The 16149-nt window shown below is 39.9% G+C and carries 10 protein-coding genes and 1 pseudogene; 9 read left to right on the top strand and 2 right to left on the bottom strand.

The window, feature by feature from the left end; all coding sequences use genetic code 11:
* Window positions 1-203: 203 nt before the first annotated feature.
* The 7 genes and pseudogenes from KQI89_RS18055 to KQI89_RS12820 form a co-directional block, all read left to right on the top strand.
* A pseudogene (locus KQI89_RS18055) lies at window positions 204-358 on the top strand (Rrf2 family transcriptional regulator); the annotation flags it as partial.
* A gap of 468 nt (window positions 359-826) precedes the next feature.
* Entirely contained in the window at window positions 827-1639 is an 813-nt protein-coding gene (locus tag KQI89_RS12845) for a class I SAM-dependent methyltransferase (RefSeq protein ID WP_216457402.1), read from the top strand.
* 18 nt (window positions 1640-1657) lie between these two features.
* A complete protein-coding gene (locus KQI89_RS12840) occupies window positions 1658-2185 on the top strand; it encodes an FmdE family protein (protein WP_216457401.1) in 528 nt (175 codons plus the stop codon).
* A 20-nt stretch (window positions 2186-2205) separates the two neighbouring features.
* Entirely contained in the window at window positions 2206-3318 is a 1113-nt protein-coding gene (locus tag KQI89_RS12835; RefSeq protein ID WP_216457400.1) for an iron ABC transporter substrate-binding protein, read from the top strand.
* Window positions 3319-3324: 6 nt separating this feature from the next.
* Window positions 3325-4377 (top strand): FecCD family ABC transporter permease, encoded by a 1053-nt coding sequence (locus tag KQI89_RS12830; RefSeq protein ID WP_216457399.1) that lies wholly within the window; start codon window positions 3325-3327, stop codon window positions 4375-4377.
* The gene (locus KQI89_RS12825) at window positions 4374-5135 is read left to right on the top strand and encodes an ABC transporter ATP-binding protein (protein ID WP_216457398.1); all 762 of its coding nucleotides are present in this window, start codon (window positions 4374-4376) and stop codon (window positions 5133-5135) included. Before KQI89_RS12830 ends, KQI89_RS12825 begins: the two co-directional genes overlap by 4 nt.
* A 409-nt stretch (window positions 5136-5544) precedes the next feature.
* Window positions 5545-6495, top strand: a complete 951-nt coding sequence (locus tag KQI89_RS12820) for an aminoglycoside phosphotransferase family protein (protein WP_216457397.1) — start codon at window positions 5545-5547, stop codon at window positions 6493-6495.
* A gap of 209 nt (window positions 6496-6704) precedes the next feature.
* Here KQI89_RS12820 and srtB read toward each other — a convergent pair whose 3' ends face one another.
* Both srtB and KQI89_RS12810 read right to left on the bottom strand, forming a co-directional pair.
* Window positions 6705-7454: a class B sortase gene (gene srtB / locus KQI89_RS12815; RefSeq protein WP_216457396.1), complete on the bottom strand. Its 750-nt coding sequence runs from the start codon at window positions 7452-7454 to the stop codon at window positions 6705-6707.
* Between the two features lie 156 nt (window positions 7455-7610).
* Entirely contained in the window at window positions 7611-13271 is a 5661-nt protein-coding gene (locus KQI89_RS12810; RefSeq protein WP_216457395.1) for a DUF7601 domain-containing protein, read from the bottom strand.
* Window positions 13272-13613: 342 nt separating this feature from the next.
* Between KQI89_RS12810 and KQI89_RS12805 the strand changes: the two genes are divergently transcribed.
* Together KQI89_RS12805 and catA are read left to right on the top strand one after the other, a co-directional pair.
* A complete protein-coding gene (locus tag KQI89_RS12805) occupies window positions 13614-15029 on the top strand; it encodes a hypothetical protein (protein ID WP_216457394.1) in 1416 nt (471 codons plus the stop codon).
* A 242-nt stretch (window positions 15030-15271) separates the two neighbouring features.
* Window positions 15272-15925, top strand: a complete 654-nt coding sequence (gene catA, locus KQI89_RS12800; protein WP_216457393.1) for a type A chloramphenicol O-acetyltransferase — start codon at window positions 15272-15274, stop codon at window positions 15923-15925.
* Window positions 15926-16149 lie beyond the last annotated feature (224 nt).

Below are 16149 nucleotides of genomic sequence, written 5' to 3'. Positions count from 1 at the left end.
CACTATATATTAAACCACAAAGACAATATCTACATGCAAAGAATTTATTAAAGTGAAAGACTTATGAATTTATTTAAACTTTCTTAGGAGCAAATTTATTTTAACTTGACACTAAAATTATATAAAGAAACTATTTGACAAAACAATATGATTAAAGCTATTATAGATATATTAAGTCTTTTATTGGAAGTGATTCAAACATTATGAAATTTTCAAAAGCTACAAATTATGCTCTTCACACCATGCTTTTTCTTGCAATGAGCTTGTTGGTATACAGGAGTTAGCAAAAAAACAAAAAGTTTCTCCGACGTACCTGTCCCAAACATTAACTAAGTTGACTAAGGAAGGAATGTTTAATTTACAAAAGAGGAAAATTGATAGTAGAAGATTTACCGCTCTAGCATTCACGATTATTGGAATAATGTTTGTTAAGTTCTTGTAATTTTATATGTTAGCTAAGCAGTATTCAATATGTTTCAAAAAAACTACCAAAGCATAATTCCTATCATGGATAATGCAGATAATTTCGCTTTATTGAAGTGATATTATGCCAAATCGAATCCATACTCTGCGCTTTCAATGGAGGAAGGAGAAACTTATATAAACTAGAACATTTATGAATAATGAAATATTGTTTGTAAAATATATGAATTCGAAAAAATCAGAGAGTTTGAGAAATCGATAAAATTGACTCTTTAGGATTGGCAAAAGTTCGTTGAACAACACGAGTGGTTAATGATATGAAAGTAACAGAAAATTATATTAAGGTGCTAAGAAGGTTCTATTTGAGCCTTAGTTTTTATTTTTATATTGAAAGGGTGATTAAGTGAGAATTGAAGAAATTGAAGCAAAATGGCATTTGAAGGAAAACAATAAACAAGCAAGTGTAAATAAGTGGAATTCTATGGCAAATGGTTTTGGAGAACATACACTACCTACGTTTGAAGAAAACCGTTTTCTGCAGCTCCTTGAACAAAACCAAATGTTTGATGGTAATTCTCTTGTTCTGGATGTGGGCTGTGGTACAGGAAGTTATGCGCTCGCGCTGTCCGACAGATGCAAAAAGGTCATTGGTGTCGATCTTTCGCCGCGAATGATTGAGATTGCTAAAGAAAAGGCTCAGAAAGAAAATGTAACAAATATTGAATTTTACTGTGCCGACTGGCACAATATGGATTTAATACAGGAAGGATTTGAAAAAAAGTATAACCTTGTTTTTGCGCATATGACGCCTGCAGTACAAAGCGCCAGCACATTTCTTAAGCTTTCTCAGGCCAGTCGAGATTGGTGCGTTTTGTCCCAACCTACTCGTCGCATTGACCCTGTACTTGATGCTGTTAAAAAGCTTGTTGGTATATCGGGAGAAATGGAAAACAGCGATGTAAATATTTTGTACGCGTTTGGGTTGCTATGGCAGCAGGGGCTTTCTCCACGTTTTGAATATGAGCAGCAGCGTTGGAACATGAAAAGAAACCTGGAAGAAGCATATGGATTGTACGTAAATGCGTTGAAAACCTATCGTGACATATCCTTAGAAGAAGAACAAAAAATAATAAGGTATTTACAGTCTGTTATAAAAGACGGTATGATTTGTGAGGATGTTGATACTATGATTACTACCCTGTACTGGCAGGTTTAAAAAAGGAGGAAATAAAAGATGGATAGAGAGTTATGGAATAAGGTAGTTGCATTTCATGGACATGAGTGCGCAGGGCTTGCAATAGGGTTTAAGGCGTGCGAAGCGGCCATCGAAAAAATGGGAATCACAACTTTTGAGGATGAGGAAATCGTTTGCGTAACGGAAAACGATGCTTGTGGAGTTGATGCTGTTCAGGTGCTTTTGAGTTGTACAATTGGAAAAGGAAATCTTATTTATCACGGGACTGGTAAGCAGGCGTTTTCATTTTTTTGCCGTGCAGATGGGAAAAAACTACGAGTGTGCTTAAAGCCGAGGAAAAATGAAGGCATTGATTTGGAGCAATGGCTGGAAGAATTTTTGAATGCTCCGGTAGATGAAATTTTTTCTTTTTCCCAACCTAAATTTGAGTTGCCTGAAAAGGCTCAGATTTTTAAAACCATTCTCTGTGAGCTTTGCGGAGAAGGTGCTCCCGAATATAAAATGCATTTGCAGGACGGTAAAACAGTCTGTACCGACTGCTTTAAGAGCTACAACCGAGGCTGGTAAAAAAGAAAGGGGGTAGATCAATGAATAAACAAAAATTAATTGGAATAACCCTTGTATTTGCGATTTTGAGTATTTACGCATTTACATCAAACCTTGTTTCAATGAAGTCGACTACTGATACTTCCACACAGACCTCTAGTTCTCGCATCATCACTGATGCTTATAATCGTCAGGTCGAGCTACCAGATAATATAAAAACAATAGCTGCAATTGGCGGATCAGCTCGCATTCTCACCTATGGCGGGTGCGCTAATAAACTGATTGGTGTGACAGATATGGATAAGAAAAACGTTCCGGCTATGCCATATTCAGTTGTTAATGCAGAGCATTTTAAGTCGCTGACTTCTGTGGGAAGCGGCGGCAGTAACGGCACCTATTATGTGGAAGCACTAGTTGCCCTAAAGCCGGATGTGATTTTCGGCATGATAGACGAAGATACCATTAAAAATATTGCAGAAAAAACTGGTATTCCAACCATTGCCATCTATCCCACTGATATATTTGATCAGAGCTTCTATTCTGCTTTGAAGCTGATTGGTCAAGTAATGGGAACAGAGGATCATTGTACCAAAGTTATTGAATATGTAAAGAGTTGTAAGAAGGATTTGGATGATCGCACAAAGGACATTCCAGATGCTGATAAACCCACTGTTTATACTGGTGCTGTCAGCTTTCGGGGAGCGCATGGTTTTGAAGGTACTTATGCTGGCTATCCGCCATTTGATGTTATCCATGCAAAAAACGTGGTGGATGAGACAAGTAAATCGGGAGCTATGCTGATTGACCCTGAAAAAGTGATGATCTGGAATCCTGATATTATTTTCCTGAATCCTACTAATATGAACCTAGTTAATCAGAGTTATGCGAAAAATAAAGCGTTTTACAATGGGTTAAAAGCCGTACAAAATGGACAGATATATACACAGATTTCCTATAATTATAATTGGACCAATATGGAAATCGCCATTGCTGATGCTTATTATGCCGGAAAAATTATCTACCCAAAACAGTTTGAAGATATTAATCCGATTAAAAAAGCAGATGAAATCTTTAACGTAATGTTGGGACAGTCTTTTTATGAAAAATTGGCGGCTGATGGGTCAAAATTCGATAAAATCACAATAGGAGAATAGTGTTAAATGAATGAACAAGGAACCTACAAAAAATACATACGTTTTAAGCTATTGATAATTCTGCTTTTAGTTGCCGCAACTGCTTTAACTGCCTTGTTTGCGATCAGCGCTGGTTCGACGGACCTTACCTTAAAGGAAGTTGTCATGACACTTTTAGGGCATGGAGACAAACAGGCATCAATTGTGATATTTAATATACGAATGCCAAGAGTTGTGACAGCGATTATTGCGGGGATTGGTCTTTCTACAATAGGCTGTGTTATGCAGAGTCTACTACGTAATCCCTTAGCTTCTGACTCTACCTTGGGCATCGCTCAGGGTGCTGCTTTCGGTGCTTCTTTCGCAATGGTTGTTCTAGGCTCTGGAATGCAGAATCATGCATTGGACGGAGTTATGATTTCAAACCCATACATAGTATCTATTTGTGCATTTGTTAGTGCCATGATGTCTACTATGATTGTGCTGGGTCTATCTCATTTTAATAAAGTTCCTCCAGAATCGATGGTGTTAGCGGGTGTAGCACTCAGTACCTTGTTTTCTGGTGCAACAACGATTCTGCAATATTTTGCTCCTGACGTAAAAGTTGCGGCTGTAGTATTTTGGACTTTCGGCGATCTGGGGCGTACCAGTTGGAATGAAATTATGATTATGTCTATCACGGTGGGAATTGCACTTATCTATTTTATCTTCAATCTATGGAACTTTAATGCGTTGCAAAATGGGGAAGAAACCGCTAAAGGGCTTGGTGTTAATGTAGATGGCCTGCGTATGTTCGGTATGCTTATCTGCTCCTTGACTGCTTCGATGATTGTTTCATTCGTGGGTATTATCAATTTCGTTGGCCTTATTGCACCACATCTGGTACGACGTTTTATTGGCAGTGACTATCGGTATCTGCTTCCGTCTTCTGCATTGATGGGGGCGCTCTTGCTCCTGCTCAGTGACACGGCAGCTCGCTTGGTGGTGTCCCCGGTTATTCTGCCTATTGGTGCTATAACATCCTTTCTGGGTGCACCACTGTTTCTTTACTTACTGTTTAAGGGGGGTGGTAAAAGATGATTGAAGTTAAAGATTTAGACTTTTCTTATAATAGTAACCGTACTATTTTAAGCCAGATTGCATTTGACGCCATGGAAGGGCAGTGCATTGCTATACTAGGCAATAACGGTGCTGGCAAAAGCACCCTGATTAAATGTCTTAACCATATTTTGATACCTCAAAAGGGTGTAATTCATGTCAATGGGGAAGATGTGCACAAATTTGAGCGTAATGAGATTGCAAAATGTATGGCCTATGTGGCCCAGCGTAACACAAGTGATAGGTTTACTGTATTTGATTCCGTACTGCTGGGACGTATGCCTTATATAAAATTGAAACCGAAGAAGGAGGATATTTATATAACCGAATCCATTATCAAGCGTATGGGTTTAGAAAATTTTGCATTACGTTATATGAACGAGCTTTCCGGTGGCGAAATACAAAAGGTAATGCTTGCCCGAGCATTGGCTCAACAACCGAAAGTACTTCTGCTTGATGAACCGACAAGCAATTTGGACCTCCGTAATCAGTATGAGGTGCTCGCTACTGTTCAAGAGATTGCAAGACAGGAGAATATCAGCGTCATTATAGTAATCCATGATTTGAATCTGGCTCTTCGGTATTGTGATAGATTTTTGTTTGTCAAAGAAAGCAGGGTTTACATTTATGGAGGTAAGGAAGTCATGACACCTGAAAATATTAGATGTGTTTATGGAATACCTGTTGCTGTTGAAACTATTCAGGGGGTATCAATAGTAGTCCCTATGCCACAGGTATAAAAGTCAGCTTTAACCACTATTATTACTATTCAAATGGGATTCTGATTATCCAGCTTATCACAGGATGTTAGCAGGATGTTAGATAGAAGAACTCCATTATGGAGAAGAAGTAATGGAGTACAATATTATGGTGAAAGAAGCTGGATGTAAAGACCCGAATTTAAATTTTTATATTGGAAACGAAGTACTTTATATGGTGATGAAAATTAACCAATCAGTCAGGAAATAAAAGTTTTAAGACATAAGAATTGAACCAAACTTTCATTCAACTAGAAGATGATGACATCTTGATTAGAAAAATGGATTTATATAGACCTAAGAATCTGTTCTTGATATAAGATCAATAGGTCTTCTAATTTCTATTTTTAAGAACTATACTTACTTTCTTATTATAGAAAGGGGAATTTAAATGACGGAAAAAATAATAAGTATACTACAAACAGAATACGGAATAAACTGTCTGTCCCTCATCTCTCAAAAGGGCGGATGGTCAGCTTCGGCATATAAAGTGTCTGATGGTGTGAAAAACTATTTTTTGAAGGCGTATGAACTAAATAGAGCTTCTACTCCTAAGTTAACATCCATGATTGACATATATATTCCAATTACCATTTGGTTGAATCAAAATACAAAGTTGTCCGGCAAAATTCCTGTTCCTGTAGCAACAAAGGATGGGAATTATAGATGTCAAGATAACCATGCAATTTATCTTTTGTATGAATATATTGACGGTGAAACTATTGGTGATGATGAATTGTCAGATGAGCAAGTAGTGCAACTTAGTGATATGATTGCGGAACTTCATTCTTTCAGCAGTACGCAAATACCTTGTGATAGCTTGAAGATAAGAGAGGATTTTGCTCTTCCTTTTTTACAGCCATTAAAGGAACATATTATTCAAAACTTTGAGAACCTTGCAAGCGACCTAAAAGAATTGCTAAAAGGACGAATTGAGTCTGTGGAAAAGCTGATGCAACGAGCAGAAAAACTTTCACATTATCTTATTAAGAATAAGCCCAAAATGGTTTTTTGTCATACTGACCTTCATAATTGGAATTTGATGCAAAGCAAGAATATATTGATTTTAATCGACTGGGAAGGCCTAAAGGTTGCTCCGCCCGAAGCTGATCTTATGTTTTTGAAAAAAAAGCCTTACTATAAGTGTTTTTTAGATATATATCAGGAAAAACATCCAGACTTTCAAGTGAATTCGGATGCAATGGAGTTTTACTTGGCTCGACGTATGTTAGAGGATACTTGGGAGCTTGCTGAGCAATTATTGTTTGATTCTCAGAACGAAGAAAGTCGTTCTCAAACACTTAAATATCTTAAAGAAATATTAGATGATATCGAATCATAATTGAAAGCTGACAAAATTTACGTTCATAGGGTGTCATCTTTAAAAACCTTTAAAAAAACAGGGTCAAAAATGCACTTTTGACCCTGTTTTTTGTCCTTTTTTTCTTTCAAAACCACTATATATAGTGGTTGACCTGTCTTATTTGCCGTTTAAACTACTATTTCCATGAGAACCATACTCTCAACGTGCCTTGAGGATACAAAAGATGTTCATTGAACCTGATCCCCCTTAGGTTCTAGGCTTATAGGTGTCAATTTTCCGTACAAAGCATATCTTGCGTTATTAAATTCATAAGAGCAAGTACATAAGGTTACAATTCGATCATCGGATTTTACAATTGTATTGCTTTCAAAAGTAGACTTTTCTTTTAGTTCGTTAATGTAGTCCTGAAAATCCATATCATTGGTAAATTTGAAACGAAGGAATTCATAATTTCCATCAACTATAATTCCCGCAAAAAATTCAATGATAAAATCTCCATTCGGAGTATATAACACCATTGTTGGAAAGCTGTCATAATAACTTTGATCTTTGTACTTCGTTAAGGATGAGAACATAGAACCATTCTTCATATTATGTCCGTAAATGATTGTATTTTTATCTGAGAAGTTGCCGTTATTACGGTAATCCATAAAAATCGATCCCAGCTTGTTTTCTTCATGGTTGAATAAATGTGACAGATAGTATTCATTATCCTCTCCCAACACTATGGGATAATCAATCACACTTCCTTCAGCCAGTATCCATCCAACAACACCGTCATTGATCTTTTTTAGTGGGGCAAAATCCATTTTCGCTGACATCTTAGATGCTGTAACATCAGCAGATTCAGCACTTTTATTTATCTCAGTACTCTCGTGGCGTAAGGCTGATTTAACCTGCTCGTAAACAACGTCACCTTGCAAATATTCTGTATTACTATGGACCAGAAGAATCCCAAATAATACAATTCCAGCCATACATAGACCCATCATGGCACGAAGAAGGATTTGATATTTATTTAAAGAAGTTTTTCTATCTCTATTGCATACACTCATAGCAGAGTCCTTTCTAAAAAAAGTGTTCGTGATACAGATATACTACACATCTATATCACGAACCCACTGTACTAAGAATTAACGGTTTCTTATACCTTTCTTATTTCTAAAAACAAAATCCAAATTGATTAAAACTAGGAGCATAAGAGCTGAGATTGCTAGTCCAATTCCCCAAATTGTACTCAAGCTATTGTCTCCGGTTTTCGGAACAGAAAGTGTTGTCATACCACCATCGGAGCTTTCTTTAACCAAGCCTTCTCTTGCATTGGTCAGTGCAACCAGGGCCCCATCAACTTCTGATTGGGTCGCCTTCGAATCATTCAAAACCGTATTAGCTTTGATCAGCTTCTCTTTTAGCTCTGCCCAACTTGTAGCGGTATAGCCTGTTTCTTTCAGATTGCTGGCACTTATCTCGCCAGTTATCTCAGTCACTTTAGCCTGAAGTTCTATTTTATCCACTGTCGGTGTTGGTGTCACAGGAACCAAGCCTTCTCTTGCATTGGTCAGTGCAGCCAGGGCCCCATCAACTTCTGATTGGGTCGCCTTCGAATCATTCAAAACCGTATTAGCTTTGATCAGCTTCTCTTTTACCTCTGCCCAACTTGTAGCAGTATAATCTGTTTCTTTCAGATTGCTGGCACTTATCTCGCTAGTTATCTCAGTCACTTTAGCCTGAAGTTCTATTTTATCCACTGTAAGTGTTGGTGTCACAGGAACCAAGCCTTCTCTTGCATTGGTCAGTGCAACCAGGGCCTCATCAACTTCTGATTGGGTCGCCTTCGAATCATTCAAAACCATATTAGCTTTGATCAAATTCTCTTTTAGCTCTGCCCAACTTGCACCCGTATAATCTGTTTCTTTCAAATTATCACCAGTTATTTCACTAGTTATCTCACTCTCTTTCACCTGAAGCTTCATTTTATCCACTTTCGGCGTTTCTGTACCGCTGCCACCGTGGCTTGAGATATATCTGGCATTGACAAAGTGTACCTGGACTATCTCACCTTCACGAATGGTACCAGTATGCATCCGATTAACCGGGTTAGTGGTGTAGCCGTCGCCCGTGTAATCCTTCTGGACAATGGTGTAGGTGGTATCCTTGGGAATGTCCAAACTGGTGACAGTTTCTCCATGCTTTAAGGAGATGGTTCCACCGGATTGGATTGTTCCGTTGGTGCCGTCCGACTTGGTATAGGAATAAATCCCATCCTTACCTTCCCCATCAAAGGTGACGGTGAACACAAACTCCTTATTCTTGTCCCCGCCATTCCCCTCTACCATCTGACTAATCAGAAAACCTCCAGGGAGGTATTTGTTATTGATAAAGCGCGCTTCAGCAATTTTCTTCTCCTGGATGGTTCCAGTTTGCTTACAGCCTGCCGGATCAGTGCTATAGCCATCGCCCGTGTAATCTTCCTGGGTAACATTGTAGGTGGTATCCTTAGGGATATCATAAATAGTGATGGTTTCTCCATGCTTTAAGGAGATAGTTTCACCGGATTTAATGTTTCCACTACTACCATCCCACTTGGTATAGGAATAGATCCCATCCTTGCCTTCGCCATCAAAGGTGACGGTGTACACAAACTCCTTATTCTTATCCGCACCCTTGCCCTCTACATTCTGCTCAATCAGCAGGCCGCCAGCAAGCATCCGTGCATTAACAAATTCTGCAATATGGTTGCCATCTTCCTCGATGATGCCAGTATACATCCCATTCGTAGGGTTGGTGATGTAGCCGTCGCCCGTGTAATCACCCTCGATAACGTTGTAGGTGGTATCCTTGGGGATATCAGAAATTGTGACGGTTTCTCCATGCTTGAGGGATATAGTTTCGTGGGATTTTATGTTTCCGGTGGTGCCGTCCGACTTGGTATAGGAATAAGCCCCATCCTTACCTGCGCCGCCAAAGTTTACGGTGAACACAAACTCCTTATTCTTGTCCCCACCGTTACCCGCTACCGTCTGACCTATGGTCAGCTTACCGGGGAGATACTTGGAGTTGACGAATTTTGTTTCAGCAGTTTCTTTCCCCACTATGTTGCCAGTGTGCGTGAGCCCCACCGGGTTGGTGGCGTAGCCATCGCCTGTGTAATCTTTCTGGACGATGGTGTAGATAATACCATCGGGGATTCCCTTGATAGTGATTGTTTGGTCTCCTCTCAGCGTAACAGTTCCACCGCTGACCAAGGTGCCATTTTTTGAACCGTAGTATGCATAAGACTTGCCATTGCTGAAAGTAGCGATGTATTCAAAGTCCTTTGTTGGATCTGCTCCCTTTCCCTCTATGGCCGTTTCTAGCTTCAAATCGCCGGGCTCCCACACAGGAGTTGGCACAACCAGCGGTTTAGTTGGGGTCACCTCTACTCCATCCACCCAGATGGGATTCCATGGAGTAGAAGCCACTCGCACCTGATAAACCGTAATGGTGGGCAGATAGGTGGTCTCGTCTATATAGGTTTGCTTCAGCACATAAATCCCCGCTTTAGCAAACAGGCTAAGCTTTCCATCCTCACCCGTAGTTCCGCTGGCAACCTCGGTTACTCCATCCATAAGATATAACGTAAACTTTACACCGACCAGCGGCTTTCCAGTGGGATCAACCTTTTTCAGATCCAGCTTACCTTGGGTGTTTGCACTGCCACCTACGTCTGAATTGTCCACTGCACTTTCGCTTTTAGCGCTTATATCCTTCATGGTGTCGTCACCCATAAGCTTAATCTCGTTTCCAACCTTTCCACCGCTAGGTACTTCAGTGACTTCGGTCTGATACACAATTTGGTATAGCTTATTAGGGTCTTTCATACGGAAAATCAATCTGGTTACACTGTCTTCTGTGACAGCTTCAACCTTGACCTCGCAATCGGGATCGTACAGGTTCAGTGCATCGCCGTCTCTAGACAGGTCACCGCTAGGAGTCAACTTAGCACGGTATACGGCCATGTCAGGGCGTCTAAGCGAAAGGTTTTCGTTTTCGTCATTGCGTAGCGCCAGCCCTCCACCAAGAGTGTCTTGCAAATAGACAGTTTCCTTCATCTCGAAAGGCGGGCTATAGTTCACTGTCCACTCCAGTACACCATGATTGGGTTTAGTCACCGATTTCCCTAAGGATTTCATGGGCACGATAACCTTACGCTTTTCAGTTCGCACAGTAGGGATTTCACCCCATTTGATGTGCAGCTGAGCGGTGTTATACATCTCATGCTTTGTGCTGCCGGTTGCGAAGTATTGGCGTAGGGTTTCCTCTGTGGGTCTTGCCTTGATTAGAATAACATAGGGACTTTCTAGCTTACTAAAGGAGAAAGTGCCTACGTTCCCAACAGAAGAAAATTCCACCACGTGGCGCGAATCAGTCGGCGCAATAATCTCCTTGGCATCATTTCGGGTTCCCCAATTATGGCTACTGTTATTGCTTGAATAGCCTCGCCAAAGCTCAAAGTCCTTCCCTTCAGAAAATGGGACGAACTCCCAACCCTCAGGCAGGATGTCAACCAGTTTGATGTCCTTGGCCACCCGATTGCCGCCGTCATTTGCCATCTCATCTGTTTTCAGCCCAGGCATATTGACTGCCAGTCGGAATGTAACTGTATTAGTCACCTGGTCATAGGCCACCAGTGTGTCTGTCTCGTTGTTGTCGTTTGTGATGTAGTGGCTGATATAATTAGGTGCAACGTTTGTGTTTAAAGGCTTCGATGCATATAGCATCTCCTTATTGAGCATCCGTGCGTGATGATTGACATATTTATCTGCCCGTTTTATGTATTCGTTGCCGTCAATCAGGTGTGCACGGTTTTTACGGGGTCTATTGTCCACAGTACCGTACTGCCCTGCAAATTGATCTGGGTTGGTCAGCACAGAACGGAAGGTGAAGGAGGCTAGCTTATCGGTGTTGTAGCCGGTGACACGCAGCAGGTCGGCCACTCGCTTTCCACCCTGAGTCAAAGGGATAACCTCCAGATTCAAGTCGTGATTCGTAGTAAAGGAACCGTCCTTATACTGCTGCCAATACGCCTCAGTCGTACCACCTTTTGTTTTAAGCAAGCTTAAAATTGCTGGGCTGACTTTATCGTTGGCATCCACCTGATTGAGATCAATTGAGTCGCCATACACCAGTAGTTCGTACACCTCGGCGTTGGGAAGTGATTCCTGAGGCGTCAGGTTGACTGTCCATGTAACTGCACCGATATTGTAATCGTCCTGGGTGATTGTGCCACCCTTTGTAAATGTATGAGCACCAATGGCGATCGTAGCGTTGTCCTTTACAGTGCCCCCATCGTTGTTCTGTACGGTATTGACATCCAAATCCCACCTTGCGGTAGCCGTGTTGGTGAAACTGGTTTGACTGCCCGTAACTTCGGACACAATGATTAGCCTAATGGGTCCCTTTACATCTCCAAAGGAATATACATTGCCTACGGGGTCAATGGACGTTTTTGTATCAGCCCACTCCTTCTTGCCGTCGTCCCATAACTGATATTCTGCTGACTTGAATGCAAGCCCCGTCGGCAGATCATCGGTGATGGTAAAGTTTTTCAAACCTGTTTTGGAGTAATTCTTATTAAGGTCAATGGTCCATGTAATGGTGCGCGAGTCTTCGGGATTCAACCGCTTGTCCAGTGTACCGCGCTTCTGAATCCAGTCGGGCTTTAAGCAAACTCTCCACTGTCCCGAGGAAACCAGCTTGCTATCCGACGTATCCCTCAGTTCTGCAGTATTCTCCACGGTCTGCCACCCATTATCACCGTTATACTCACGGTAATATTTAGCCTTTGGAATCCATGTCTTGAAAGTGATGGTTGCCTTGTCACCAAAACCCGCTGGGAAGGTGTAGGCCAGTGCGTTATTAGCACCACTGTCCGGTGTCACAGAATTGCCGTTGATCTTGAGAGATCCCTCCACATAGGTCCCCACCTGAAGCGGATCCAGGGCGTCGTAAAACTTCAGCCCGTCCAGCGGCAACGAGATTGTACTGTCAAACATATCCATAGAAGCTACGTCCACCTGCCACTGGATTGTCCCCTCTACAAAATCCGGTAGATTTATCCAGCCGTTTTCGGAAGCATTGCTGTTGGACTTGTTTGTGATACTGTATGCAGACTTAGTATTTGGGTTTTCCAGATAGTAGCTCCCCCCGAAAATACTGATCAGCTTTTTGTCGCCATAGCTTATGCCCGACACATCCCCCTTAGCGGTGGATTCAAAGCCAAAGGTGACTTTCTGTCCTTGGCCATTGAAAAAGCGGTCTTCGCCGTCAAACACAATCCTAATGCTCTCCGAGGAGAAATAGGCGGTTCCAATTTTGAGACCCGATTTTTCCGTCAGAATTTTGGTAGCCGTAGGCAGGATCACTTCCGGAAAGTAGGTGGCTTTGTCCAGCATTATCCAGTCACCCTTCAAAATGACGGTACTTTCATCCACTACGTTTGGATCAGCAGCGTCGCCTTTCACCGGCACCTTGATGCCAGTTGACTTAATTGAAAAAGGTTTTCTACCATGAATGGTACCGTTGGGTGCTAAAACATTCCCATCCTGCGTAACTTCCAGCGGAAATGACAGATTGTCACCCACGAGTACCGACGTTTTGTTGGAAGCCATGAAGGTGGCTGGTACAGCCAGCTGAGAATCCACTGATATACCCTGTGCGTATGCCACAGCATTGAACGGTGCGGCCTGTAAGGTAAGCAAAACCACTAGACAGAAAGACAGCACAGTCCTATAAACGTTTTTCTTTAGTTTCATTATTATATCTTCCTCCTTTTCATGAAATTTAGCAACAAACCAAGAGACTTCCTCCAATTTATCTTTTTCTTTACACTCATAACTTTACAGTTTTAAGTCTTTTGTGGAGTTGCAAATGTCATGCAAAAAACTATATAATGCGCCATTATATAGCCTTAAGCAAAACATTACTATTAACATTATAAAAGGTTAGCTTGAGCGGTGCTTGAAAAATCTGAACTGATATACTCTTGTAATGGTCAAAAAAAGAAAATATTATAGCACTAATTTCCTTTTTAGGACAGCAAGTACAAAAAAATCATGTATAATAAAAGAGAATTTAATTGAATTTGGAGGAGTAAAATGGGAATCGGCATACTATTAGAAGAACTTATTAATATAGCACAAATATCTAAAACTGATTTTGCCATCAGTATGAATATGACCCCAAGTGGATTAAGCAAAATCCTGACAGGGAAAAGGCTACCTCTTTTCAGAGAAAAAAGAGCATTCTGCAGGCAAGCTGCTAGTTATTTCGCTGAAGCTATATATTGCCTGGGTTGTTATTCAAAATTCAAAAATATTTTTCCGATCATATATGATTTTAATTCCAAATACGAACTGGAAATATTTTTGTCCAATGCAATAGAATATGCATTGGACAAAGGCTTCTCCAGAGAAAATAACATAAATCTGGACTATCCTGAAAGAGAAATAAGCTTTCTTGGGAAAAAAACTATTTTGAATATGCTTTGTGTGATTGTTTCGGACTCTATCATAAATGATAACAATATTCCCTTAGAGCTTTACAGCACCTTGCCTCTGTTCAGCTGCCTTTATTCCGATATTTTCCGTCGAATTAAAATAGTAACCCCCAAAAATCAAAAAAACGTATCCTTTAATCACTTTTTTGATTTATCTTCATTTGAGGCGTCCTATGACGAGTACAATATTGACGTTCTTTTATCTATTGTCAAAGCGCAGCAGTATGTTGATTTGAATTTATGGAAAATCACAAAAGAAATAGATTCTTCCTTTTTGTTAGTAAAAGGACAATTTCTCTTGCTTTTCAGCATTCAGATAGATGGGACACCTCTTATGGTACTAATCACTCATAAAGGTTATTTAACAGTATTTTTTAATTCCCTTATGAAAAGAAAGGATGCTAAAAAAATTAGCTATAACAGAAGTGAAGCTATTGCTGCCTTAGAAGCTGATCCATCACTCATTGACAAACTTACCAATAGACATATTGATGCGGTATATAATTTTATATCCATTGGATATTTAATTGGAAAGAAGGATTTAGAAAATATAGAAAGCAAAGAAACCATAAAAAAGAGTATTTTGAAACTTTTTAATGATGTTCTTACAAAAGAGACTACTTTTTTCGTAACGATAGATGCCATGATGAGTATTTACGCTACAGGCAAGGCTATTGTGCCTCTCATTGGCGCAATTGATATTGCACCCGATAAACGCATCCCATATCTTAAGCGGTTTGATTCTTATATAAATGACAAAAGCCATGATAAAATCAGAATTGTTAATAGCGAGCCGCCTAAAGTCGCGGTGCTCTGTTCACGCGGGTTAAGCCTGGTTTATCTGATTGATCATGAATATGAGTCCGAGAAAATTCATTGTTTTGAAACGGATATGATAAATAATATATTGGGCAGCGAGGTGGCAGAGAGCACCATGACAATACTGGATTTTAGTTCTGATTTATGGAAAACTTATATTGACGAGTTATCAAAGACCACAATTCATAAGGAGTAGCAAATCCCGATTTTAATTGCCTCGAATCCATGAAAATTAAAATCAGGGTTGTACAAGTATCCACTTTGCTCAGATTCAATTCCATGGTTTAAGTCTGTGTGGCTTCATGAATTAGAATACACTTTTATATTATTTCATGGTATAATGTTATATAAATTTTTCAAAAGTGGGTGAAAATATGAAACTGACAGTCAAGGTAGCTCCTAAATGTTAGATTTAATTTTACTTTTAGGAGGATAATCATGAAATTTAATAAAATAAACATGGAACAGTGGGATCGCAGAGAGCATTTTGAACATTATTTTAAACATGTAAAATGCGGATTTAGTATTACAAAAAATATTGATATCACAAAGCTTCTGACTATGAGCAAGGCAAAGGAATTGGATTTTTATCCCCTTGTTCTGTATATGTCCTCAGTTGGGGTAAATGCTCAAATGGAATTGAGAACTTATGTCAATGAAGCTGGAGAAGTTGGATACTGGGAACAAGTCCACCCATCCTATACGATTTTTCATAAGGATACACATACCTTTTCAGAGCTTTGGACGGAATATTCCAAAGAATTTAAGGTGTTCTATCAAAATTATAAGGCAGATATGCACTTGTACGGAAATGATCACAGCTTCTTTCCTAAAAAGGATTGTCCGCTCAATAGCTTTCCTGTATCTTGCATTCCGTGGAGTAGTTTTTCTGGATTCAATTTGAACTTATTCGGAGACAATCAATTTCTCTCGCCAATCATAACCTTTGGTAAATACTTTGAGGTGGGAGATACTGTACAACTACCAGTTTCCATACAAATCCATCATGCAGCTGCAGATGGTTACCATGTTTCTCAGTTTCTTGCTGAGCTGCAAAAACTCGCATTAACAGCAGAAGAATGGTTGTTATAAGCCATTTCTATTGTATTATATATTTTAAATAGTATTTCATAAAAAAGGAAGCATACTGCTTCCTTTTTTATTTTCTCTGCTTTACTGGTGTTTTCATCGTCTATAAGTGAAAGGTAGGGTTTTCCTGCAAGTTCCAAACGCAACAAAAGGTATTACCTTAGATGAAATATTCGGTATTGAATTTAATCTCCGATAATATAATCATATGGAGAAATTCTTGTATA

Origin of the sequence: Clostridium simiarum (genome assembly GCF_018919175.1) — a bacterium.
Lineage (GTDB): Bacteria > Bacillota > Clostridia > Clostridiales > Clostridiaceae > Clostridium_L > Clostridium_L simiarum.
The sequence above is the reverse complement of the archived record's forward strand: the minus strand, read 5'-3'. Positions and strand labels throughout refer to the sequence as shown.